This is a genomic window from Streptomyces novaecaesareae (assembly GCF_000716875.1).
In the GTDB taxonomy this organism is placed as follows: Bacteria; Actinomycetota; Actinomycetes; order Streptomycetales; family Streptomycetaceae; genus Kitasatospora; species Kitasatospora novaecaesareae.
Map to the genome: position 1 here is coordinate 31,028 of NZ_JNWQ01000048.1, position 22,463 is coordinate 53,490.

Annotated in this window: 24 protein-coding genes and 1 pseudogene; 14 read left to right on the forward strand and 11 right to left on the reverse strand. The window is 73.7% G+C overall.

Annotated elements, in window-relative coordinates:
* Window positions 1-103: 103 nt before the first annotated feature.
* Complete coding sequence (locus tag OP86_RS19515; protein WP_030059823.1) at window positions 104-754, forward strand: LamG domain-containing protein; 651 nt, start codon at window positions 104-106, stop codon at window positions 752-754.
* A gap of 52 nt (window positions 755-806) precedes the next feature.
* Here OP86_RS19515 and OP86_RS19520 read toward each other — a convergent pair whose 3' ends face one another.
* Window positions 807-1,196, reverse strand: a complete 390-nt coding sequence (locus tag OP86_RS19520) for a hypothetical protein (protein WP_157849785.1) — start codon at window positions 1,194-1,196, stop codon at window positions 807-809.
* A gap of 151 nt (window positions 1,197-1,347) precedes the next feature.
* Here OP86_RS19520 and OP86_RS19525 point away from each other — a divergent pair, with 151 nt between their 5' ends.
* A complete protein-coding gene (locus OP86_RS19525) occupies window positions 1,348-1,701 on the forward strand; it encodes an SHOCT domain-containing protein (protein WP_030059821.1) in 354 nt (117 codons plus the stop codon).
* Between the two features lie 109 nt (window positions 1,702-1,810).
* Here OP86_RS19525 and OP86_RS19530 read toward each other — a convergent pair whose 3' ends face one another.
* Window positions 1,811-2,221: an organic hydroperoxide resistance protein gene (locus OP86_RS19530; protein ID WP_030059820.1), complete on the reverse strand. Its 411-nt coding sequence runs from the start codon at window positions 2,219-2,221 to the stop codon at window positions 1,811-1,813.
* Between the two features lie 161 nt (window positions 2,222-2,382).
* Here OP86_RS19530 and OP86_RS19535 point away from each other — a divergent pair, with 161 nt between their 5' ends.
* The 3 genes from OP86_RS19535 to OP86_RS33670 all read left to right on the forward strand — a co-directional run bounded on the left by OP86_RS19535 (window position 2,383) and on the right by OP86_RS33670 (window position 4,729).
* Complete coding sequence (locus OP86_RS19535; RefSeq protein ID WP_030059819.1) at window positions 2,383-2,856, forward strand: MarR family winged helix-turn-helix transcriptional regulator; 474 nt, start codon at window positions 2,383-2,385, stop codon at window positions 2,854-2,856.
* A gap of 358 nt (window positions 2,857-3,214) precedes the next feature.
* On the forward strand, window positions 3,215-3,790 hold the full coding sequence (locus OP86_RS19540; RefSeq protein WP_030059818.1) for an RNA polymerase sigma factor: 576 nt from the start codon (window positions 3,215-3,217) through the stop codon (window positions 3,788-3,790).
* Between the two features lie 498 nt (window positions 3,791-4,288).
* The gene (locus OP86_RS33670; RefSeq protein WP_051830286.1) at window positions 4,289-4,729 is read left to right on the forward strand and encodes a hypothetical protein; all 441 of its coding nucleotides are present in this window, start codon (window positions 4,289-4,291) and stop codon (window positions 4,727-4,729) included.
* A gap of 34 nt (window positions 4,730-4,763) precedes the next feature.
* Here OP86_RS33670 and OP86_RS19550 read toward each other — a convergent pair whose 3' ends face one another.
* From OP86_RS19550 to OP86_RS19560, 3 genes are all read right to left on the reverse strand, one after another.
* Window positions 4,764-5,432 carry a GAP family protein gene (locus OP86_RS19550; protein ID WP_030059816.1) on the reverse strand — a complete coding sequence of 223 codons (669 nt, stop codon included), beginning with the start codon at window positions 5,430-5,432 and terminating at the stop codon, window positions 4,764-4,766.
* Window positions 5,433-5,659: 227 nt separating this feature from the next.
* Window positions 5,660-7,072 (reverse strand): argininosuccinate synthase, encoded by a 1,413-nt coding sequence (gene argG, locus OP86_RS19555; RefSeq protein ID WP_030059815.1) that lies wholly within the window; start codon window positions 7,070-7,072, stop codon window positions 5,660-5,662.
* Window positions 7,073-7,352: 280 nt separating this feature from the next.
* Entirely contained in the window at window positions 7,353-8,009 is a 657-nt protein-coding gene (locus OP86_RS19560; protein WP_078653619.1) for a rhomboid-like protein, read from the reverse strand.
* Window positions 8,010-8,274: 265 nt separating this feature from the next.
* Between OP86_RS19560 and OP86_RS19565 the strand changes: the two genes are divergently transcribed.
* Window positions 8,275-8,985 (forward strand): rhomboid-like protein, encoded by a 711-nt coding sequence (locus OP86_RS19565; RefSeq protein ID WP_033332548.1) that lies wholly within the window; start codon window positions 8,275-8,277, stop codon window positions 8,983-8,985.
* 19 nt (window positions 8,986-9,004) lie between these two features.
* On the opposite strand, the gene OP86_RS19570 is transcribed toward OP86_RS19565, so the two are convergent.
* Entirely contained in the window at window positions 9,005-9,892 is an 888-nt protein-coding gene (locus OP86_RS19570) for a YhjD/YihY/BrkB family envelope integrity protein (RefSeq protein WP_078653620.1), read from the reverse strand.
* Between the two features lie 123 nt (window positions 9,893-10,015).
* A complete protein-coding gene (locus tag OP86_RS19575; RefSeq protein ID WP_030059811.1) occupies window positions 10,016-10,399 on the reverse strand; it encodes a VOC family protein in 384 nt (127 codons plus the stop codon).
* 243 nt (window positions 10,400-10,642) lie between these two features.
* Here OP86_RS19575 and OP86_RS33675 point away from each other — a divergent pair, with 243 nt between their 5' ends.
* The gene (locus OP86_RS33675) at window positions 10,643-11,293 is read left to right on the forward strand and encodes a hypothetical protein (RefSeq protein ID WP_051830287.1); all 651 of its coding nucleotides are present in this window, start codon (window positions 10,643-10,645) and stop codon (window positions 11,291-11,293) included.
* Window positions 11,294-11,454: 161 nt separating this feature from the next.
* Window positions 11,455-12,246: a class I SAM-dependent methyltransferase gene (locus OP86_RS19585; RefSeq protein WP_030059809.1), complete on the forward strand. Its 792-nt coding sequence runs from the start codon at window positions 11,455-11,457 to the stop codon at window positions 12,244-12,246.
* A 37-nt stretch (window positions 12,247-12,283) separates the two neighbouring features.
* On the opposite strand, the gene OP86_RS19590 is transcribed toward OP86_RS19585, so the two are convergent.
* On the reverse strand, window positions 12,284-13,885 hold the full coding sequence (locus tag OP86_RS19590) for an ABC-F family ATP-binding cassette domain-containing protein (protein WP_030059808.1): 1,602 nt from the start codon (window positions 13,883-13,885) through the stop codon (window positions 12,284-12,286).
* A gap of 310 nt (window positions 13,886-14,195) precedes the next feature.
* Between OP86_RS19590 and OP86_RS19595 the strand changes: the two genes are divergently transcribed.
* On the forward strand, window positions 14,196-15,116 hold the full coding sequence (locus tag OP86_RS19595) for an ATP-grasp domain-containing protein (protein ID WP_051830292.1): 921 nt from the start codon (window positions 14,196-14,198) through the stop codon (window positions 15,114-15,116).
* A gap of 141 nt (window positions 15,117-15,257) precedes the next feature.
* Here OP86_RS19595 and OP86_RS19600 read toward each other — a convergent pair whose 3' ends face one another.
* A complete protein-coding gene (locus OP86_RS19600) occupies window positions 15,258-16,592 on the reverse strand; it encodes an NAD(P)/FAD-dependent oxidoreductase (protein ID WP_033332549.1) in 1,335 nt (444 codons plus the stop codon).
* Between the two features lie 638 nt (window positions 16,593-17,230).
* On the opposite strand from OP86_RS19600, the gene OP86_RS19605 reads away from it, so the two are divergent.
* The gene (locus tag OP86_RS19605; protein WP_051830288.1) at window positions 17,231-18,598 is read left to right on the forward strand and encodes a hypothetical protein; all 1,368 of its coding nucleotides are present in this window, start codon (window positions 17,231-17,233) and stop codon (window positions 18,596-18,598) included.
* A 48-nt stretch (window positions 18,599-18,646) separates the two neighbouring features.
* Here OP86_RS19605 and OP86_RS19615 read toward each other — a convergent pair whose 3' ends face one another.
* Window positions 18,647-18,997: a hypothetical protein gene (locus OP86_RS19615; RefSeq protein WP_051830289.1), complete on the reverse strand. Its 351-nt coding sequence runs from the start codon at window positions 18,995-18,997 to the stop codon at window positions 18,647-18,649.
* 91 nt (window positions 18,998-19,088) lie between these two features.
* Between OP86_RS19615 and OP86_RS19620 the strand changes: the two genes are divergently transcribed.
* The 4 genes from OP86_RS19620 to OP86_RS19635 all read left to right on the forward strand — a co-directional run bounded on the left by OP86_RS19620 (window position 19,089) and on the right by OP86_RS19635 (window position 21,896).
* Complete coding sequence (locus OP86_RS19620; RefSeq protein WP_030059803.1) at window positions 19,089-19,685, forward strand: helix-turn-helix domain-containing protein; 597 nt, start codon at window positions 19,089-19,091, stop codon at window positions 19,683-19,685.
* A gap of 63 nt (window positions 19,686-19,748) precedes the next feature.
* The gene (lepB, locus tag OP86_RS19625; RefSeq protein ID WP_051830290.1) at window positions 19,749-20,708 is read left to right on the forward strand and encodes a signal peptidase I; all 960 of its coding nucleotides are present in this window, start codon (window positions 19,749-19,751) and stop codon (window positions 20,706-20,708) included.
* A 174-nt stretch (window positions 20,709-20,882) separates the two neighbouring features.
* Window positions 20,883-21,140: a hypothetical protein gene (locus OP86_RS19630; protein WP_245231801.1), complete on the forward strand. Its 258-nt coding sequence runs from the start codon at window positions 20,883-20,885 to the stop codon at window positions 21,138-21,140.
* Between the two features lie 69 nt (window positions 21,141-21,209).
* A complete protein-coding gene (locus OP86_RS19635) occupies window positions 21,210-21,896 on the forward strand; it encodes a double zinc ribbon domain-containing protein (protein ID WP_033332553.1) in 687 nt (228 codons plus the stop codon).
* Window positions 21,897-22,034: 138 nt separating this feature from the next.
* Here the strand turns inward: OP86_RS19635 and OP86_RS38205 are convergent.
* Window positions 22,035-22,400: pseudogene (locus tag OP86_RS38205) on the reverse strand (LytR C-terminal domain-containing protein); the annotation flags it as partial.
* Window positions 22,401-22,463 lie beyond the last annotated feature (63 nt).

Here is a 22,463-nt window from a genome sequence, read left to right on the forward strand (position 1 = left end):
CCCCGCGTGGTCCGCTTCGCATACAGCGGAGAGTATCGGGTAAATCACTCTATGTGCCCGGCTGATCGGACTGCCGGGGCGCCGGAGCACCGGGGAGGCGGTCGTGACAGTCGTGTTCGACGCGGACTTCACTTCGACCAGGCAGTGGATCGCGGGGCGCAGCAGTGCGTACCCCAGGATGGGGCCGACGAACCGGAGCGACCACAAGCTCGACTACCTCAGCCGCGGGTACTGCCCCGGCGGGGTCTTCACCGCGACCCGGCGGCCCAGCGGCGGGCTGTGGAACTGCAACCTGCTGACCACCGAGGGCAGTCCGGACGGCTTCCAGGTCCGTACCGGGGACGTGCTGTCGGCGCAGGTGACGCTGCCCGTCGAACTGGGCGCCTGGCCGGCGATCTGGACCTGGCGGGACGGTGGTAACGAGGTCGACGTCTTCGAGTACCACCCGGACAACCCGGACCTGCTGGAGATCTCCAACCACGTCCGGGGCGGCTTCCGGTACTGGCACGGCGGCGGTGCCGGGATCGCCCCCGGGGCGACCTTCGGCCTGCGGGCGGTGCTCGGCGCGCACTCGGTGGACTGGTACGTGGAGGACGAGCTGATCTACGCGGACCTGCACGGGGTGGGGGCCGGCTGGCACGCCTACCTGATCGTCAACCTGTCGGTGGCGGACGGGACGTACCACGACCGGCCGCCGATCAACGGGCCGGACCGGCTCAGCTGGGTCTGCCACAGCCTGCGGGTCGAGCGCTGAGGCTGCGAGACCTTCGGTTCGGCGCTGGGGCTCGATGCCCGGGGCTCGTGGTTCAGGGTGCGAAGGCGGCGGTGATCGGGCCGTGCGGGCCGTGGCGCTGGAACCAGACCGCCCGGCGGTGCGGCCCGATGTGCGCGGGGTCGGTCACGTACAGGTCGTCGCGCGGGGCGCGCTCGTTGCCCGGAGCGAGGGCCGCGTCCACGGCCTTTTCGGCGAGTGCGCGCAGCAGGGCGGTGGCGGTGGCCTCGGCGGCGGACGGTGCGATGGCGAGGGCGGTCAGTTCGGCCCAGAGCGCGGTGGCGACGTAGGTGACCGGGGAGTGGCCGAGCGTCGGGTGGGGGCTGGGGTCCGCGTGTCGACGCAGCACCCCGGCGGCGACGAGCTGCTCGGGGGAGCGGCCGTCCTCCGGGGGGTGGCGGGTCGTCCGCGGGTGCTGGGTCACGAGCGGCACGCTACCTCGTGGGCGCTCGCCAGAGCGCCGGAACGTTTTTCTCAGGCTTTCTTCACAGCGCTTTCACCGCTGCCGGGCGCACGATGGTGGTAGAGCGCTGGTCACCTCGGCGGCCCCGGCGGGGCCGGAGGAGGAGGTCCTGATGAGGCACTGGCATGGGTTCGGGCACGACCACGGCGTGGGTGGCTGGGGCATCGGGCTGATGGCGATCGGGACGCTGCTGGTCCTGGCGGTGCTCGTGCTGCTGGCCGTCGCCCTGTTCCGGTACGTCTCCCGCACGCGGCAGCCCGTCCCGCACGGCCCGGCGGCTCCGGGCGTCGCAGGGCCCGGGCCGGGCGGCACGCGCGGCTGGGCATCGGGGCCGACGCCGGAACAGCTGCTCGCGGAGCGGTTCGCGAAGGGCGAGATCGACGCGGAGGAGTACCGGCACAGACTGGACACGCTGCGCTCGGCGAACGGGCCGGGCGGTCGGTCCGTCGATCCGGGCGGCTCGTAGCGGTCGGCGGCGGTCGGGGCAGTCCGGGGTGACTTGGGTGGCGGGCCCGCCGCAGGATCGGTGCGGCGGGCCCGGTGTCGTCGGTTCGGACGACGTGAGACGTGGGTGCTTACTCGACGACGAGCTCGACCGGGATGTTGCCCCGGGTGGCGCGGGAGTAAGGGCAGACCTCGTGGGCCTGCTTGACCAGCAGCTCGCCGGTCTCGCCCGCGAGGGACTCGGGCAGCTCGACGCGGAGCACGACGGCGAGGCCGAACCCGGCGCCGTCCTTGCCGATGGACACCTCAGCGGTGACCGACGCCTCGCTGGTGTCCACCCGGGCCTGGCGGCCGACCAGGCCGAGGGCGCTGGCGAAGCAGGCGGCGTAGCCGGCCGCGAACAGCTGCTCGGGGTTGGTCCCCTGGCCGTTGCCGCCGAGCGCCGGCGGCATCGCCAGCGCGAGGTCCAGCTGCCCGTCGGAGCTGACGGCACGGCCCTCACGGCCGTTGGCGGTGGCGGCTGCGGTGTAGAGCGCGTCCATGGTCGGTTCCCTTCGCGGTGCTGCGGTTGCTCGGATCAGGCATGGCCCGGGTGGTCGCCGTCGTTCTGGCGGCCTGTTCGTGCCCTGCCGTGAGATAAGTAGAGCACACAATTCAATTGCGCACAACTAAATCGCGCGAGCGCGATCGGTACCATGGGGTCATGACCACGCTCCCCGGCATGGCGGACGAGGAACTGCTCCGCCTCGACCAGCAGCTCTGCTTCTCGCTCAACGCGGCCTCCCGCGCCTTCGGCGGCGTCTACCGGGTGCTGCTCAAGGACCTCGGGCTGACCTACCCCCAGTACCTCGTCATGCTGGTGCTCTGGGAGGACGGTGAACTGCCCGTCAAGCGGATCGGCGAGCGTCTGCGGCTCGACTCCGGCACCCTCTCCCCGCTGCTCAAGCGCCTGGAGGTGGCCGGACTGGTGAGCCGTGAGCGCAGCCCGGAGGACGAGCGCTCGGTCACCGTCCGGCTCACGTCGGAGGGGTCTGCGCTGCGCGAGCGGGCCGGCCAGGTTCCGCGTCGGCTGCTCACCGCGACCGGGCTGCCGATCGAGGACCTGGCCGCGCTGCGCGGGCTGCTGGAGCGGGTGACGGGCGCGCTGGACTCGGCGCTGGTGGAGCCGGCGCCGTAGGGGCCTTGTCGCGGAGTCCGTTGTCGCGCGGGCGGTGTCGCGGGGGGCACGGTGTCCTGGGGTGGTGCCCTTGGGTCGATGCCTTGGGCCGGCGCCTTTGGCCGGTGCCCCGGGGCTTGTCAAGCCGGCCTTCCATGCGGTGTGATCTGGGTCACGTGGATCGGGTTCCGGCAGGGTCGGCGAGCCCGAACGGGCAGGTCAGCGGCACTGTTCGAAACTGAACGGAATCGTTCGCCAATTGTCCGCCCGATCCGGTCAACATCCCGCGCCTCCCGGACGGTTACACCACGAGCCCCAAGGGGCCGTCGGCGTGCCACCCGGTGGGCCGGCCAGCTGACCCAGGAAAAGGGGGGCGTGCGTGAACACTCCCGGGCCGGGCGAGGAGCGGGGCCTGCGGACGGACCCGCTCGGCGACCTGCCGACCGACTTCGAGGTCTTCTACACCCGCGAGAACTCCGGCTACCTCCGCTACGCCCAGCAGCGCCTGCGGCACCGCGAGGACGCCCAGGACGCGGTCCAGAACGCCGGTGCAACGCTCTACAAGAACTGGCGCCGAGCCCTGGCCAGCGCCGATCCGCAGGCCTTCGCCTTCAAGATCGTGAAGGACGCGGTGGTGGACGTGCTGCGCGAGCGCCGCCGCGCCGAACGCAAACGGCTGCGGGTGATCGCCCAGCGCCGCCCCGACACCAGCCAGGACGAGCTGGACGAACTCGCCGAACTGGACGCCCTGGACTGGGCGATGGACGAACTCGCGCGGGCCGCACCGGTCCAGGCCGACGTGGTCCGGCTGCGCCAGGCGGGCCTGTCCTACCACGACATCGGCCGGTCGCTCGGCATCGCGCACACCACCGCCCGCACCTACTACAGCCTCGGGCGCAGACACCTCGAATACCTGCTGGAGCACCCGGAGGACGACGGCGGGGCGGAGACATGAGGGCAGAGACATGAGGGCAGCGACATGAGGTCGGGGACATGAGGGTCGTGGAGCTGCTGCGCGCGCACTCTGCCGAGCTGGAGCGGGAGTTCGACGACCACGACCCGGTGGCCTTCACCCGGCGGCTGGCCGAACGGCTCCCCCCCCCCCCCCCGGCCCCCCCCCCCCCCCCCCCCCCGCCGGCCCACTCCGGCCGTCCGCGAGCGCCCGGCCCGTCCGCCGGCGGGCGCCCGGCCGCCGCACGCTCCGGCCGCCGGGCCGAATCCGGGGAGCGGGACGGCGGCCGGTACAGGTTCGGGTGTCGGCTGGGGCTGGGGGCCGGGGTCAGGGTCAGGTCCGGGGCCGGGGCCGGGCTCGGGGCCGGGGGGCGGATCGAGCGTGGGGTCGGGCGGCCCGGGGTCCGGTGTCGGTTCGGGTTCGGGTTCGGCTTCGGGGCAGCCCCCTTGGGCCGGAGGGCGAGCGGAGCTCCGGCGGGACCTCCGGCACCTGTGCGCGGGCGTGGCGGGCGCGGCGGAACCGGGGGAGCTGGCCCTGGACCTCGAACTCGCAGAGAAGACCGCCTTCCGCACCCTCGGCTGCCTGCTCTACGGCCTGGGCCGGTCGGCGGACGGCGTCTTCTGGTGGCGGATCGCCGCCCAGTACGGGGACCAGCTGGCCGTGCACTGCCTGGCCGTGCACTACACCGCCGAGGGCGAGCGGAACGACGCGGCCCGCTGGGCCGCCCAGGCCCAGGACCTCAGCGGCCCCGGGCGGCTGCCGACCCTGGCGCCCGACGTACGGCCCGGCGGCGCGGCCGAACTGGCCCGGGTGCTGGCGGAGCGCTACGACGGCGAGATCCTGCTGACGCTCAGGGATGCGCTGGCGGCACGGCCGAGGGCGGACCCCGTGCGGCTGGGTGTCCGGGCGGTGCGGGGGCGTGGTGTGGTGCGGATACGGTGACAGGCGGTAGGGGCGCTGGGGGCAGAGCTGTTGATCATGTGAGTCCGGAGATGGCGTCGCCCAGGTAGGCGGCGCCCAGCACGGCCGGGACCGTGGTCAGGACCGCGGCGGCGTGGGTGGCAGTCCAGGCCCTCCACTCGCCGAGGAGCCGGGCGGAACGCTCCCCGCCGCGCAGACGGACCGCGAGCGGCAGGACTGCGCAGAGCGAACCGATCACCACCATCAGGGCCGCTGCCGCCGCCTCGGCTCCGGCGCCGGTCCCGGTGGCGGCGATCGAGGCGGCGCCGCCGACGGCCGGCAGCAGTGACCTCGGGCTGCGCCCGACGAGCGCGAGACCGAGGCCGGCGGACCTGGCGGCCGTGTAACGGTCGACCGCCTGCAACCAGCTCGGCGGAGCCGTGATGTGCCCCGCGCGTGGTCGGTCGTGCCACTGTCGCGCGGCGGCCAGCAGGAGGAGCACTCCCAGGACGAGCTTGACCCAGAACGACCAGGTGGGAACGGGCTGGGTCCGGTTCAACGCGCTGCCGGCCACCACGACGGCGGCCACCGGCGCGGCGAGGCCGAGCACCCAGCCGGCCGCGAAGGCGAGCCCGTTGGTCCGGCCGCGAGGGGTGGCCAGGATCAGGACCACGGTGATCAGCGGCAGCGGGCTGAACGCGACTGCCAGCGCCGAGGCCAGCATCGAACCGACCGCTTCACCCATCCCGGTTCCCGCCTTCCCGTCGCCGGGCGCACGTCCGCCATTCAGCTACGGTGCGGCCCGGCGTGCACGGTCGACTCGGCCGTCCGGGTGAGGGGCGTGCGGGCCCGCGGGAGGGCGAGGCGGGCGGGGCGAGGACGGTGGCGAGGACGGGGGAGGCCGCCGCACCGGTGTGGTGCGGCGGCCTCCGTGCGTGGCAGTGGTGGACCCGTCGGGCCCACCCCAGTCCGTCAGTCGGTGCCGGACTCGAGCGCCGCGTGGTCGAGCGCGGTGGACGGCGCCTCGTCGCCGGTGCCCGCGGCGATGGGCGCCGCCCCGCCCGGGGCGAGCTCGCCGATCAGGCCGCTCCACGGCGCCAGCTGGCCGTGCACCGCGTACTGCTCCAGCTTGCTGCGCGAGTCGGCGATGTCGAGGTTGCGCATGGTCAGCTGGCCGATGCGGTCGTCCGGGACGAACGCGGCGTCGACACTGCGCTCCATGGACAGCTTCTCCGGGTGGTAGCTGAAGTTGGGGCCCTGGGTGTCGATGACCGAGTAGTCCTGGCCGCGCCGCAGCCGCAGGGTGACGCTGCCGGTGACCGGGTGGCCGATCCAGCGCTGGATGCTGTCCCGGAGCATCAGCGACTGCGGGTCGAACCAGCGGCCCTCGTAGAGCAGCCGGCCCAGCCGGCGGCCCTGGGTGTGGTACGTGGCGATGGTGTCTTCGTTGTGGATGGCGTTGAGCAGCCGCTCGTAGGCGATGTGCAGCAGCGCCATGCCGGGGGCCTCGTAGATGCCGCGGCTCTTGGCCTCGATGATCCGGTTCTCGATCTGGTCCGACATGCCGAGACCGTGGCGCCCGCCGACACGGTTCGCCTCGTGGACCAGGTCGACGGCGCTGGCGAACTCCTGTCCGTTGATCCGGACCGGGCGGCCGAACTCGAACTCGACGGTGATGTCCTCGGTCTGGATCTCGACCGCCGGGTCCCAGAAGGCCACGCCCATGATCGGGCTGACGATCTCCATCGAGGTGTCCAGGAACTCCAGCCGCTTGGCCTCATGGGTGGCACCCCAGATGTTGGCGTCGGTGGAGTAGGCCTTCTCGGCGGAGTCCCGGTAGGGCAGGTCGCGCTCGGCGAGCCACTCGGACATCTCCTTGCGGCCGCCGAGCTGGTCGACGAAGTCCTGGTCCAGCCACGGCTTGTAGATCCGCAGGTTGGGGTTGGCGAGCAGGCCGTAGCGGTAGAACCGCTCGATGTCGTTGCCCTTGTAGGTGGAGCCGTCGCCCCAGATGGAGACCCCGTCCTCCTGCATGGCGCGGACCAGCAGGGTGCCGGTCACGGCGCGGCCGAGCGGGGTGGTGTTGAAGTACGTCTGCCCGGCGGAGCGGATGTGGAAGGCGCCGCAGGCGAGGGCGGCCAGGCCCTCCTCGACGAGCGCCTCCCGGCAGTCGACCAGGCGCGCCTGCTCGGCGCCGTACGCACGGCCCCGGGCCGGGACGTCGGCGAGGTTGGGCTCGTCGTACTGGCCGATGTCGGCCGTGTAGGCGTAGGGGACGGCACCGTGCTCGCGCATCCACGCGACGGCGACGGAGGTGTCCAACCCACCGGAGAATGCGATGCCGATCCGTTCACCGACCGGCAGCTTGCTCAAGACCTTCGACATGGATGCACCCTATGACCCGCGCTGCGGGCCCCTGTTCAGCGATGTGTGACGGGATTCGGCGTATTCGATCCGATGCCCGAACTCTGGCATAGATTTGCAGAGTAATGCAAGAGCATGCGATCGACTCGGCTGGGACTGCGGTGCGCGGGGGCGCGGTCCTGGTCGGTCGAGGGCGGGAGGGAAGGGGTTGAGAAGGGGGAGGGAAGGGGTTGAGGGAGGGGTGGGAAAGCGGGACGGGCCGGACTCATGTGCGGCTCCGGCCCGTCCCACGGGTGCGGTGTCAGCGCGGCAGGGGCGCGCGGGCCCGCAGCCAGGCCGTCCGGGAGGCGAGCACGCCGAGGCCGAGTGCGACCAGGTGCCCGGCGTCGGCCAGCTGCTGGTCGAACGCCCAGGCGGTGGCCAGGGCGAGGGCGAGCGCCGGCAGGCCGTAGCGGCGCAGCAGTACCGGGCCCCGGGCGAGCAGGCAGGCGCCGGTGGCGACCAGGCCGTAGCTGATGCCCACGTCCCGGGCGCGGGAGAGCGCGCCGGGGATGTGGGCGGTCAGCATCACCCACATGGCGCCCTCGGTGAGCAGGGTGGCTCCCAGGTGCCCGAAGACGAAGACGGCGGCGGCCCGGGCCGGGCCCCAGCGCCACTCGGCCAGGCCCAGGACGACGGCGACCGCCGCGATGCCCGCCCAGGCCGGGACCCCGTCGACCACCAGCCCACTGGTGAACAGGGTCCACCACTTGCCAACTTCCATGTGGTGGATGTTGCTGCTGTTGTGCCGGACGAACCTGGCGCGCTCGGCGTGGCCCTGGCTGGCGAGCCAGGAGGCCGTCACGGTCAGCAGCAGGACGTACGCCGTGGTGAGCCGCAGGCGGGCGGCGGTTCTCAGGGCCCGGTGCCGGGCGACAGTGGGGCCGGTCGGTGTCCTCGTCCCGAGGCGGTCGCTCATCGTGCCTGCTGCCCTTTGCTCTGTGGTTCCCGGTACCGGCACGCCCGGTGCGTGGCCGAGGAGGTCGTGGCCGGGAGGGTCGGATCGCCAGCGTACGTCAGCGGAGCGTGATCGTCGGGGCCCGCCGGCAGGCGGCAGGAGGGGCCGGATCACCCGTACGGGCCGCCGCGGCGGCGGGTGGTGGCGGGGCCGGGCCAGGGTGAGGAAGGAGCCCGGGAGGGGCCGGGGTAGGGAGGGACGGGGGAGGACGGTCGAGGAGGCGTCGATGGCCGGCAGTACCGCCCGGGACTCCGGGGCGCATCGGAGGCCCCGGTGGTCGCGTGCCGCCCACACGGTGTGGGCCTACGTTCGGCGCGCGCCGGGGACGTACACCTGGCTGGCGATCCTGCTCGTCACCACGCAGGTCATCCGGCACGTCGACCCGGTGACCGCCGACCGCATCCTGGAGCGGCGTTCGACCAATCTGCACCACCTGCAGGTCTCGCCGGTCCGCGTGCTGGTGACCAGCGCGCTGTGGATCGCGGGCGGCGGGTGGGTGTTCTACTTCCTGCTCTACAACCTCTTCCACGTACCCGCCGAGCGCTGGCTGGGCACGCTGCGCTGGATCTCGGTGGCGATGCTCGCCCACGTCGGCGCGACCTACCTCAGTGAGGGCGTGCTCGGCTGGGCGATCCACCGCGGTCTCGCCCCGCCGAAGGCCGTCTACACCCTGGACTACGGAGTCAGTTACGCGCTCGCCGGGGTGGTCGCGGTGCTCACCTACCTGATCGTGCGGCCCTGGCGCTACCTGTACGCGGTCGGGGTGCTGGTCGTCTACGGCCTGGGTGTCCAGCGGAGCCGGGACTACACCAGCATCGGCCACTTGAGCGCGGCGCTGATCGGGTTCGCCTGCTACCCGCTGACCCGGGAGCGCCCGGGTTCGTTCGACCCGGTCGACTCCGCGCGGAGGAGTTGGCGCCGGGTGCGCGGGCACTGATCGGCGGGGAACCGTCCGGTCAGCCGGTGTGCTGCTCGGTGCGGGGCCTGCGGAGGTAGGCGTCCAGTGGCGGGCCCTGGGCCAGCACCGCCCCGGCCGTGATGGCGAAGGTGACGGCGGCGCAGAGCGCGATCAGCCAGGACAGCACCATCAGGACCAGGCCCAGCGAACCGTACTGGGCCAGCGCGCGGTTCAGCGCGGCCGGCATGTAGACCCTGGCGCTGAACGACATCGCGGTGACCGCCGCCGCGGTGAGCACGGCGCCCGGAAGCAGCGGCAGCCAGCCGATCCGCGCGCTCAGCAGGAGGTGGGTGGTCCACCACCACAAAGTGACGGACGCGGCGAAGGTGAGTGGCAGGCCCAACCAGAGGCCGGTGCCGAAGCCGTCCCGAAGCGGGCCCTGCAGGACCAGCGCGGCCACCCAGGCGACGATCCACAGCAGCCACCGCCACGCCGCCACCCGGGTGCCGGCCTTCGGCAACAGCCAGGCGCGCTCGCAGACCCGGGCGACGGCGCGGCTGCAGCTGGTCGCGGACACCAGCGCCATGAGGACGCCGATGATGCCGGTGGTCTGCCGCAAGTCCCCGGCGCCGCGCAGGGCCTGCTGCAGCTGCTCCTCCGAGGTGCCCTTGAGGCCGAACACCGTGCGCAGTGAGTCGAGCAGTTGGTCCCGTACGGCGGGGGGAGCGAAGGCGGCCACAGCGAACAGCAGCGGGATCAGGGTGAGGAACGTCTGGGCGGCCAATCGGGTGGCGGCGTCCAGCAGGGCAGGAGAGAACAGGCGGGCCGTCAGCTCGGTAATCACCGGGAAGTGCCGCTCGGCCTCGGCCCGTGCCCGCTCGAAGCGGGTGCGCTGCCGGGCCAGCCGCTTCCGCCAGCGGTCCGCGGCCTCCTTCGCCGACGTCATCCCTCGGTCCTCCCGCTCGCTCGGACCGCTCGCCCCCTCGGCTGCCCGATCGGCTGACGGCTTGCCCCGTCGGTGCCCGGCCCGCTCGCGTTGAGCGGGCCGGGCACCGACTGAGGGCGGGTGCTACTTCGTGGGCCTCTCGGCCACGCAGAGGATGTTTCCTTCGCTGTCCTTGAACCAGGCCGCACGCAGGCCGTCACTGCCCTCGGCGATGCCGTCGACGGTCTTCAGACCGGGGAAGTCGTACTCCTCGAAGGTGATGCCGCGCGCGCGGAGTGCCGACATCTCGCCGTCGAGGTCGGCGACCTTGAAGCTGGCCAGGGTGTGCGCGGCCTGGCCACCGCTCGGTGTCTGGTACATGCCGAACAAGGTGCCGCCGCTCTCGAAGGTGAGATCCTCCGGGGTCTCCTCGACGAGCTTCAGGCCCAGGGTGTCGGTGTAGAAGGCCTTGGCCCGCGCCAGATCGGCGGCAGGAATCATGGCCAGCACCGGTGCGTCTCCCAGCATGGTGATTCGCCTCCTCCTCTCCAGGCTAGGTAGGTCGGGGTGGGGGTGCCCACGGCAGCGGTCCGCCCGATCCGTGGCGTGCTCGGGGCGTGGCTGGGAGTCACGAGGGGAAGTCGGCGGCACGGGTCGTGACGGAGGGGGCGAGGCGAGGCGGTGACCGGCCCGTTCGGCAGGGCGCTATCCTCGCCCAGGCGTACCGGCGCGGAGTAACCGGTTTTCGGAGCCGAGAAGGGGGCGGGTGCGGTGGAACGGGTGCCGGACGAGGACGGTCTGGACGGGCTGCGCCCGCTGCTGGAGGCGCCGGACGCCGTGCTGGGCTACGAGCCGAACGCCCCCGAGCACGGCTTCGCGGACGGCTGCTGGGTGCTGCACACGCTGCGGGTGGACGGGCAGCGGGTGTGCTGGTCCGAGGCCCTGGCGGGCGCCGGGCGACAGCTCGCGGACTGGCCGGGCACCCTGTCGAACCTGGTGTTCGACGAGCGTGTCAGGCCGGCGGGCGAGGTCGAGTGGCCGCAGCTCGGGGCGCCGGACCGCGACTGCCTGGCCCGGCTGGTGGAAGTGCTCGCCCGGCACAGCGCCGACGGGCCGGGGACGGCCTGCTGCTTCGCCTCGGCGGCGATCGAGGACCTGCTGGAACCGGTCGAGGCCCACCGCGGGCGCCTGGACGAGGCGGTGGCCCACCACGACGCAGACCCTTCGGGGTGCCGGTTCCCCGCGCACTGGTGGCCATCGGACCGCTCCTGGTTCGTCCTGACCAACTATGACCTCAACGCCACCGAGGTCTTCGGCCCGCCCGCCCTGATCGCCGACCTGCTCGCCGACACCGAGCTGGAGGCCGTCCGTCACCCGCGCATCGTGGATGTGGCTCCCGGGCGGCCACGGTGGCCGGCGTGACCCAGCAGGGATGACGCAGCAGGGATGACCCAGTAAGGGCGACTGAGCAGGGGTGGTCGGACGGCCCGAGGGCCGGTGGTGGGGCTGGGGCGTCCATGCCCGGCACCGGGGCGACGCGGAATTCGGTGGCCGGGCGGAGCCGTCGCCGGGAGGATGCGGGCATGCGCACCTTCGAAGAGCTGATCGCCGAGGCCGAGGCCGTGTCCGTGGACGGCTGGGACTTCTCATGGCTGGACGGCCGGGCCACCGAAGAGCGCCCCTCGTGGGGCTACCAGCGGCTGCTGTCCGAGCGGTTGGGCACGGCGACGGCGGCCCTGGACGTCCAGACCGGCGGCGGTGAGGTGCTGGCCGGTGCCCTGCGGCTCGCCGGAGAGCTTGGCCGCGCCGAGCCGCACGGACGCCGTCCGGCCGTCGTGGCGGCGACCGAGTCCTGGCCGCCGAACCTGGCCCGCGCCACGCGGCTGCTGAACCCGCTGGGCGCGGTGGTCGTCGCGGACCCGGACGAGCCGCCGCTGCCCTTCGCGGACGAGGCCTTCGACCTGGTCAGCAGCCGACACCCGGTGCGGGCCTGGTGGACGGAGATCGCCCGGGTGCTGCGGCCCGGCGGCAGCTACTTCGCCCAGCACGTCGGTCCGGCGTCCGTCTTCGAGCTGGTCGAGTACTTCCTCGGGCCGCAGCCGCAGGCGCGCGCGGGCCGTCGCCCCGAGGTCGAGAGCGCCGAGGCCCGGGAGGCCGGGCTGGAGGTGGTGGACCTGCGTTCCGAGCGGTTGCGGATGGAGTTCCGCGACATCGGCGCGGTGGTGTACTTCCTGCGCAAGGTGATCTGGATGGTCCCGGGCTTCACCGTGGCCGCCCACCTCGACCGGCTGCGTGAGCTGGACGCGCGGATCCGCGCCGAGGGGCCGTTCGTCGCCCACTCGGCGCGGTTCCTGATCGAGGCTCGGAAGCCTTAGGACCCGAGCCGCACTACGCCCGCCGCAGCACGCGTGCCTACGCCCGGACGACCAGGTCCAGGTAGGAGTCGTGCCAGAGGTCCTCGTCGCCGTCCGGCAGGAGCAGGACGCGGTCGGGGCGGAGGGCCTCGATGGCGCCCGGGTCGTGGGTGACCATCACGATCGCGCCCGGGTAGGTGCCGACCGCGCCGAGGACCTCGGTGCGGGAGGCCGGATCCAGGTTGTTGGTGGGCTCGTCCAGGAGCAGGACGTTGGCACCGGAGTGGACCAGGCCCGCCAGGGCGAGGCGGGTCTTCTCCCCGCCGGACAGGACTCCGGCGGGCTTGTCGGCGTCGTCGCCCCGCAAGAGGAACGCGCCGAGCACGTGCCGGAGTTCGCCGTCGCCGAGGCCGGGTGCGGCCTGGGCGAGGTTGTCCCGGACGCTGCGGGCCGGGTCGAGGGTGTCGTGCTCCTGGGCGAAGTAGCCGAGCCGCAGCCCCGGTCCGGGCACGACCCGGCCCGAGTCGGGGCTCTCCTGCCCGGCCAGGATCCGCAACAGGGTGGTCTTGCCGGCGCCGTTGAGGCCGAGCACGACCAGTCGGCTGCCCCGGTCCACGGCCAGGTCGAGGCCGGTCAGCACCGGCCGGCCGGCGTAGGACTTGCTGAGGCTGATCGCACCGAGCGGCATCCGGCCGCAGGGGGCGGGTTCGGGCAGCCGGATCCGGGCGGTGCGCTCGGCCTGCCGGACGGGTTCGAGCTCGGCGAGCATCCGGTCGGCGCGCCGGGCCATGCTGCGGGCGGTGGTCGCGGTGGCGACGTTGGCCCGCATCCGGTCGGCTTGGGCGTGCAGCGCGGCGGCCTTGCGTTCGGCGTTGGCGCGTTCCCGGGTTCGGCGGCGCTCGTCGGCGGCGCGCTGGGTGAGGTAGGCCTGCCAACCGGTGTTGTGGACGTCGATCGCGGCGCGCTGCGGGTCCAGGTGGAAGACCCGGTTGACGGTCTCCTCCAGCAGGCCGAGGTCGTGGCTGATCAGCACGACCCCGCCCTGGTGGGCGGTGAGGAAGCCGCGCAGCCAGGTGACGGCGTCGGCGTCCAGGTGGTTGGTCGGCTCGTCCAGCAGCAGGGTGTGGTGGTCGGCGAACAGGATCCGGGCCAGTTCGACCCGGCGGCGCTGGCCGCCGGAGAGCGTGCCGACGGGGGAGCCCATCACCCGGGCGGGCAGGCCGAGCCCGGCCGCGACCCGGGCGGCCTCGGCCTCGGCCGCGTAGCCGCCCCGGGCCTGGAAGGCCGCCTCGGCGCGCGCGTACCCGTCCATCGCCCGATGCTGCTCCGCCGGGGAGCCCGCCGAGGCCATCGCCTCCTCGGCGGCGCGCAGTGCGCGGACGGCGGTGTCCAGGCCGCGGGCGGACAGGATGCGGTCGGTGAGGGTGACGGCCGGGTCGGCGGTGCGGGAGTCCTGCGGGAGGTAGCCGACGGCCCCGGTCCGGGTGACCGTTCCGGCGGCGGGCGCCGACTGCCCGGCGAGGGTGGCGAGCAGGGTGGTCTTGCCGGCGCCGTTGCGGCCGACCAGGCCGATCCGGTCGCCGGGGGCGACGTGCAGGGTGACGTCGGACAACAGCAGACGGGCGCCGACGCGCACGTCGACACCACGGGTGGTGATCATGGGATAACGCTCCGAAACAGCTGACGGACACACGGGTGGCGTGGAGGCGGGTCCGTCAGCTAGGAAATTCGGGGCGTAGACATGCGGGCCACCATAGCGGGCGCCCCGGAGCGGCCGCATCCGAATTAAGCGGCCGCACGTCGAAGGGGCGGCCGCAGTCGATGGAGCGATCGCGTTCGAACGACCGTTGGTACGCAGGGAAGGGGCGCCTGGCGCGGCCCGGCACGGCGCGGGTTTCGGCCACGGCCCGCGGCCGATGGCGCACCGGGCCGTCTTGTCGCTGTCGCGCCACAGCCGCTTCCATGGCCGGATGGGCCGACGAGACCTCGTACTCCTGACCGATCACAGCTCGACCGAGGGCAGCCGGGAGGTACTCGCCACCGCCGCGCGGACGCTGACCGGCCGGGAGTCGGTACACCTGGACGCCCGGCACTTCATGACCGGCGGCGGTGGCCGGATCGAGGCCGACGACGCGGGCGGGATCCGGCTGCTGGCGGACGGCCGGGCCGTGGCCGCCGATGCCGTGGTCGTCTACGAGATCCCGCCGCACCGGCGCCGGGAGTTCGAGGACTGCCAGCGGCTGCTGCGCAAGTACGGTGCCCGCTCGCTCGGCACGGACGCGGAGGCGTGGCGGGCGGCCACCGAGAAGGACGCCACCGTCGCCCGGTTCCGCCGGGACGGTGTCCCGCAGATGCCCAGCGTCGCGCTGTCCCGGCCGAGCCCGCAGACCGCCGCCGAGGCCTTCGAGCGGCTCGGCGGAGACGTCTGGGCCCGGCCCTGCGTCGGGATGGGCGGCGGCGACGTCTTCCACGTCACCACCCACGCCCAACTCCAGGCCGCCGCGAGCCACTACGCGGGGACGGGGGCGGACTGGCTGATCGCCCGCGACGCCCGGAACTTCCTCCCGGACGGCCGCCGCCACCAGTACCGGGTGGTGGTGCTGCACGGCCGGGTGGTGCGTGTGGTCGAGCACGTCCAGGCGGACCCGGACGCGCCCTGCAACGAGAGCCGCGGCGCCGTGTCCACCCTGTTGGACGGCAGCGAACTGCCGGACGGTCTCGCCGAGTTGGCGATCGCCGCAGCTGTGTCCCTGGGGCTCGACCTCGCGGGCGTGGACCTCGCCGCGGAGAGCGGCGGCGTGGTCTTCGAGGTCAACGTCCACCCCGCGTTCGGTCGGCGCGCCCTGGAGCAGGTGGCGATCCCGTACGTCGCCGCGCACCTCGACGGGTAGCACCCGCGCCCGCCGGCGGGCACGGTCCGGAGCCGTCCAGCGCTGTCCAGCGCTGTCCGGAGCCGTCAGGAGCCGTCCAGCGCCGTCCAGCGCCGCCCGGACCAGGGACGGTCCGGACGGCCTCGCGGCGCCGGTGCCCGTTCAGCCCCGCAGGACGGCGCCGAGCACCGATGGGCGGAACAGCAGCGACGGCGGCGCCACCAGGGACAGCACCTCGTGGAACGCCTCGGTGACCACCGGGTCGCGGGTGGCGCCGGCCAGCACCTTGTCCAGGAAGCGGTGCTGGAGCCTGAGCAGGGCGCCGGACGGTGCGCCCGTGGTGGTGTCGAAGCGGGCGTCCTCGGCGCAGGACATCACCCACGGGTTCTTGGACGCCGTCGCGATGGCGCGCCGCGCCTCCCGGGCCGTGACATGTCCGATGCCGCCGTGCCGCAGTGCGGTGCGGCGCAGGGCCTGGGCGCAGAACAGGGCGACGGTGACTCCCTGGCCGTACACCGGGTTGAAGGTGCTCGCGGCGTCGCCGACGGCCACCAGGCCGTCGGGGCATGCGCGTTCGTAGTGGCGGCGCACGCCCGGGCCGGGGAGGAAACCGCGGACCTCGCCCGCCGGTTCGGCGTCCCGCAGGGCCTCGCGCAGGAGCGGATCGCGCAGCCCGGCCAGGTGCTTGGTGAACCCCTCCTCTCCCGGCTCGGGTTCGGCGCCGCGCATCCCGGCGAGGCTGACGATCCAGCGGTCGCCCTCGACCGGCAGCAGGACGCCCATCCGCGGCGCGTCCGGGGCCTTGGTCTGCAGGTAGACCGCCTGGCCGCCGAGGTCGGCCCCGGCCGGGCGGTGGAACAGCCGGGAGGAGTACGCGACGCCCGCGTCCACCCGCTCCTCGGGCACCGGCCGGCAGCCGAGTTCCGCCAGCAACTTCGGCACCGCGGTCGAGCGGCCGGCCGCGTCGATCACCAACTCGGCCGCGATGTCGTGGGTTTCGCCGCGCTCCGGGCCACGCTCGCGGACCTTCACCCCGGTCACCGCTCCGGCGGACCCGAGCAGGCCGACCACGTCGGTGCCCTCCAGGAACTCGATCGAGGCCTCGGTGCGGACCCGGTCCAGAACGAGCTTGTCCAGCACCGGCCTGGTGCAGGAGAGGAAGGCCATCCGCGCCGGGTAGTCGGCCATCCACCCGGCGGAGCTGAGCCACTTGACCTCCGAGGTGGTCACCCGGAGCGCGCCCGCGGCCGTCAGCTCCGCCTTGATCCCGGGCATCATCTCCTCCAGCGCCCGGTGCCCGGCCTCCAGCACCAGGTGCGCGTGCCGCCCCTGCGGCACCCCGGCCCGGAACGCCGCCTCCGCCGGGTACCGGTCCCGCTCCACCACGACGATCCGCTCGGCGAAGCCGCGCAGCGCCCATGCCGCCGCCAACCCGGCCAGCCCGCCGCCGATCACCACCGCAGTGCCCCGCCCCGGGGCCCTTTCCGAAGAAGTCATGCCACGTAGCGTAGTGGCGTGGACGGCCCCCCGTAACGGCTTCACCTGGACGAACGCCGCTGCGCGGGACGGCCGTTGACGTGGGGTTCGGGACGTGGGGCGCGGGTCCAGGACACGGGCCGAGGGCCGGGGGGCGGACCCCGGGGGAGTGAGGCCGAGGCGGCCGCCGCCCGGCTCTGCCTGCCGGCCGTTCGCCGGGGGCGCTGACCTGCCGGGCGCCGGGAGGGCGCTAAGGAAGCGTCAAGAACGGTGCCCTGCGGTGTCAAGGAGGCGTCAGGGCGCACCTTGCCGCAGGTGGTGCGGCGCTAACGTCGCGCGGCGGAAGAAAGAAACGGTTCTGCGTTGGGGCTTCCGTCCGGAACCCCGGCAGGCCGTGCAACGGGGGAAAGGGACGTGCGGTCATGACGACCTCCATGGAGCGCGGGACGACCACGTCGAGGAGCTCGGAGAGCTCGGGGGAGGAGAGCTCGGGGGAGGGGAGCCCGGGGGAGGGGAGCTCGGGGGAGGGGAGCCCGGGGGAGGGGAGCCCGGCAGGGGAAGCGGACCCTGCCCCGGCCGAGCCGCCGAGTGCCCTGGCCCGCCTCGGCCGAGGCGTCCGAACGGTCGGCAGCAGGGCCCACTGGACCACCCCGCGCCTGGTGCGCGCCCTCACCGCGCTCAGCCTGGCCGCCCTGCTCGCCCTCGGGACCACCGCCACCGACGTGCTCGGCGGCGCCCGCGACGGCACCGACACCATCGGCCACCGGGCGGCCCCACAGGCCACCCGTGCCGCCGACCTCTACTTCGCGCTCAGCGACATGGACGCCCAGGCCGCCAACCTGCTGCTGATCGGCGCCGACCCCGACTACACGGCGCTGCGCAGGCAGACCCTGGACACCTACGAGCAGCGCCGCGCGCAGGCCGACGACGACCTCCAGCAGGCCGCCCAGGCGGCCGCCGACGACCCGGCCGGGCAGCGTGCCGTCCAGCTGGTGCTCGGCCGGCTCGGCAGCTACGAGGCCCTGGTGGCCCGGGCGCAGCTGCTGGAGGAACAGGCCAAGTCCCCGGCCGGACAGCCCTCGTCGGCCGCGCTGGAGACCTACCGGCAGGCCACCGACCTGCTGCGCCAGCAACTGCTGCCCGCCGCCGACCAGGTCACCGTCGCCAACGAGGCCACCGTCGACCACGTCTACCAGCAGCAGCGCGACGCCCTGGGCAGCGGCTGGTGGTGGCTGCTCGTCGTCGGGCTGCTCGCCCTCGCCGCGCTGCTCGGCCTCCAGCGCGCCCTGGCCGTGCGCTACCACCGGGTGGTCAACCCGGCGCTGGCCGCCGTCACCCTGCTGACCGGTGCGGTGCTGGTGACCGGGCTGGCCCTGGTGGGCCGCGCCGACGACCACCTGGTGACCGCCAAGAGCAACGCCTACGACTCGGTGATCGCGCTGAGCCGGGCCCGCGCCATCGCGTACGACATGAACGCCGACGAGAGCCGCTACCTGATCGACCCGACCCGCGCCACCGTGTACGAGCAGGTCTTCCTGGAGCAGACCCAGGCGATCGCCCGCATCGAGGGCACCACCCTGGCCGGCTACAACGACCGACTGGCCGCCGCCGCCGATCGGCACCGCGCGGACCACGCGGTGGTCCCCTTCGGCGGCTACCTCGGCAGCGAGCTGCGCAACATCACCTTCGCGGGCGAACAGGACGCCGCGGAGCGGGTGCTGGACACCTTCCAGCAGTACCAGCTGACCGACCGCAAGATCCGTGACCTGCGCACCGCGGGGAAGCTCAAGGAGGCGGTCACGCTCAACACCGGGCTCTCGAAGGGGCAGTCCAACTACGACTTCGAGCAGTTGGGCACCGCGATCGGCGACACCATCGCGATCAACGCCAGGGCGATGGACACCGCGATCGCCGCGACCGACGACGACCTCGACGGCGGCACGGCGGCCCTGGCGGCGGGCGTGCTGGCGGTGGCGCTCGGCCTCACCGCGCTGGGCGTCCGGCCCCGGCTGCGCGAGTACCGGTAGCCGTACGGTCCGACTTCAGGACCGTACGGGCCGTACGGCCGACAGGCCCTAGCCGAGACGTTCGTATTCGGCGTCCGGGTCGCGTTGGAGCCGGTACTCGACGTGCAGTCGGACGGTTCCGTCCGGTCCGGCCAGCCCGGCGAGCGGGCCCCGGCCGGCCGGGAGCGGGCGCGGGTGCGGCCACTGCTGGGCGAGGACGGCGAGCGGGGTGCCGTCGGCGGCGCGTACCACCCAGGTGGCCCGGCCGCCGCCGATCTGCGGCAGCCAGATCCGGGGGAGGTCGAGGGCGAGGAGGGCGGCCGGGGTGTCGAGGCCGTCGGGCAGGTCGACCGTGGCGTGGTGCGGGGCGTCGACGTCGTCGCCGGCCGCGACGGAGTCCCGGGTGAGGTGGATGCGCATGACGCGAGGATAGGGCCCCGGAGGACGGGCCTCCGGCCTCACCCGTGTGCCGGATTGACAAGGGCCCTTGCCGTAGCGGCAAATGGCAGGCATGGTCGACGAAGAGTTCGAGAGCGTCCTCACCACGGTGGGCCCCCGGCTGCGCGCCCTGCGCCGGGAGCGTGGCACCACGCTCGCCAAACTGGCGGCCGTGACCGGGATCTCGCTCAGCACCCTGTCCCGGCTGGAGTCCGGGCAGCGCAAGCCGACCCTGGAACTGCTGCTGCCGCTGGCCCGGGAGTACCGGGTGCCGTTGGACGAACTGGTCGGCGCACCGGCGACCGGCGACCCGCGGATCCACCCGCGCCCGGTGACCAGGAACGGTCAGACGATCATCCCGCTCACCCGTCACCTGGGCGGGATGCACGCGTTCAAGCACATCGTGCCGCCGGGCCGGAACACCGAGCCCGAGCCGGAGTTGAAGGTGCACGAGGGCTACGAGTGGCTGTACGTGCTGTCCGGCCGGCTGCGGCTGGTACTCGGTGCGCGCGACCTGGTGCTGACCGCCGGTGAGGCCGCCGAGTTCGACACCCGCACCCCGCACGCGTTCGGCAACGCCGGCCCGCACCCGGTGGAGTTCCTCAGCCTGTTCGGCCCGCAGGGCGAGCGCATGCACGTCAGGGCGCGCCCGGGAACCTCTGTTCGGTAGGTTCGTTCCTGACAGGGGGTCTTCTACACGGCTCCCGTCGGGCCGTCGGGAGGGGCCGAGAAGATGAGTGTGCAGCAGAGCACGGAGTCCGGCGAGAGTGACGAAGCCGGGGAAGGCCGGGCGGGTGCGGAGGCGAAGCGCCCGCGGAAGAAGCGCCCGTTCTGGCAGGAGCTGCCGATCCTGCTGGTGATCGCACTGCTGCTCTCGCTCGGCATCAAGACCTTCTTCGTGCAGGCCTTCTCCATCCCCTCCGGTTCGATGGAGCAGACCCTGGCGATCGGCGACCGGGTGCTGGTCGACAAGTTCACCCCGTGGTTCGGTGCGAAGCCCGAGCGCGGGGAGGTGGTGGTCTTCCGCGACCCGGGCGGCTGGCTGGAGAGCGTGCCGACGAGCTCCGGCGACTCCTTCACGGGCGCCGTTCAGAAGGCGCTGAGTACCGTCGGCCTGATGCCCTCGGCGGACGAGAAGGACCTGATCAAGCGTGTGATCGCGGTCGGCGGGGACACCGTCGTGTGCGAGGCGGGCGGCCCGGTGAAGGTCAACGGCGTCGCGCTGGACGAGCCGTACCTGTTCCCCGGCTCGACGCCCTGCGACAACGACCCGGTCGGCACCATCACCGTCCCCAAGGGCAAGCTCTGGGTGATGGGCGACCACCGCAACAACTCGCGGGACTCCCGCTGGCACCACAACGAGACCGGCGACGGCTTCGTGCCGGTCGACAACGTGGTCGGCCGGGCCTTCGTGGTGGCGTGGCCGCTGTCGGACTGGTCCACCCTGCCCGTCCCGGACACCTTCGACAAGGTGCCGGCCGGGGCGGCCGGGGCCGCCGGCGCGCCGTTCGAGGCGCCGCCGGCACCGGAGGCGCTCGCGCTGGCCGGCGTGCTGCCGGTCGCGTTGTGGCGGCGCCGGCGCTCGGCGGGCGGGGTTACGGCGGCTGGGGTTACGGCGGGCGGGGCCGAGGCGGGTGCGGCCGAGGTCGGCCAGGCATCGGGCCGCGGGGCATCGGCGCGCAAGGGCAGGTGAGCCCGAGGGGCCGGGCCCGGCCTGGCCGGGCCGGGGCGGGTCGACCGGGTTCGACGGAACGCCCCCCGCCGTTCTCTACACGCCTGTAGAGTTCCGGAGATGAGCTGTGCTCCTGGCCGTGCGGCCGGCCCTGACCGGGTGGCGGCGGCCGGGGCCGAACCGGGAGGCGGAGCCGTGATGGAGAGTCAGTGCGGTCCCCGGGGCGCCGGGGAGACGGCGGGCCCGGCGGGCCGGGACGTCCGGTGGGTCTACCAGCCGGTCGAGGTGGACCTCGGCGACGGCACCTGGGCGCTCGGCCGGATCAGCGGCTGGTGGCAGGACGCGGCCGGCCGGCAGTGGTGCCGGCTGCGGGTCGGCCGCAGCGGGCAGCCCGCGTGCTGGCAGCGATTCGACCCCGCCCGGGTGCTGCTGCTGCCGGTCTCGGGCCTCTGAGCAGCCGCGTCGCAACTCCTTGGCGGAACCGTTCGGCGAGCCCTATCGTCCCTGGGAGCGACCGCCGACATGCCACTTTCAGCAACCGGGGACGACGTGACTTCGGAGATCTACTTCAGCAGCAACTACCGCGACCTGTGCGAGCAGTACGGCACCGGCGCGGGCTTCCAGTTCGAGTTCTACTGCTACCGCTGCTCGGACACCTGGCGATCGCCGTTCGAGGCGTTCCGGACCGGTCAGATGGCCGGCTGGATAGGCAAGGGCGTCAGCGCCGCCTGGAACCTCATCGGCGGCAACGCCAACACCATCAGCAACGCCGCCGACGGCCTGGCCGGCCAGACCTGGGGCACCACGCGGGACGCCGCCTTCCAGCGCGCGATCGCCAACGCCCAGACGCACTTCAACCGTTGCGCCCGGTGCACCCACTACGTCTGCGGCCGCTGCTTCAACCCCGCCCAGGGCCTGTGCCACAACTGCGCCCCGGACACCGCGGCCGAGGCGATGGCGGCGCAGCACCGCGGCCTCAACGACGCGGTCAGCGACCGCGCGTACCAGGCCGGGCAGCAGTCGGGTGCCGAGTTCGACGTGAACGCGCCGCGCCAGCTGGTCTGCCCGCAGTGCCACACCGAGACGCACGGCACGCCGTTCTGCCCGGGCTGCGGGTACCGGCTGGCGCAGCCCGTCCAGTGCACGAGCTGCCACAAGGACGTTCCGGACGGCGCCGCGTTCTGCCCGTCCTGCGGGACGCGGCGCTGACGACGCCTCGGCCGGCGATGACTCGGCCGGTGATGCCTCGAAGGTGAGGGGCGGCGGGGCGCTTCCGGGATCGGTGGTCCGGGGGTGCCCCGCCGTTGCGCGTCGGCCTGCCGCTGCTCGGCCGCCGTCCGGAGGGGCTCAGCCGTACGAGAGGTTGGCGCAGGGGTCGTCGTCCGCCGAGCGGGCGGCGCCGCTGACGCTGGTGGGCAGCGGGGCCGGGGCGGCGGGGGCACCGGCGGCCGGGTTGGCGGCGGTCACGGCGACCGCGAAGTCGTGGCCGAGGACGACGCTGATGCCCCGGCCGCCGGGCTGGACGGTCGCGCCCGGGAACAGCTTGGCGACCGCCTCGGCGGAGGCGCGCTCGCCGGTGCCGTACTCGACGACGGTGGTGCCGCGGGGCTTTCCGGGCGCGTTGCCGACGGTGGTGACGGTGTAGCCGGCGCCCTTGACGGCCTCCGCGGCCTTGCCGCCGAGCCCGGCCTCGCCGGTGCCGTTGAGCACCGAGACCCTGACGTCGGCGGCCTTGGCGTCCGGGGCGGCGGTCGGGGCTGTCTCTTATACACATCT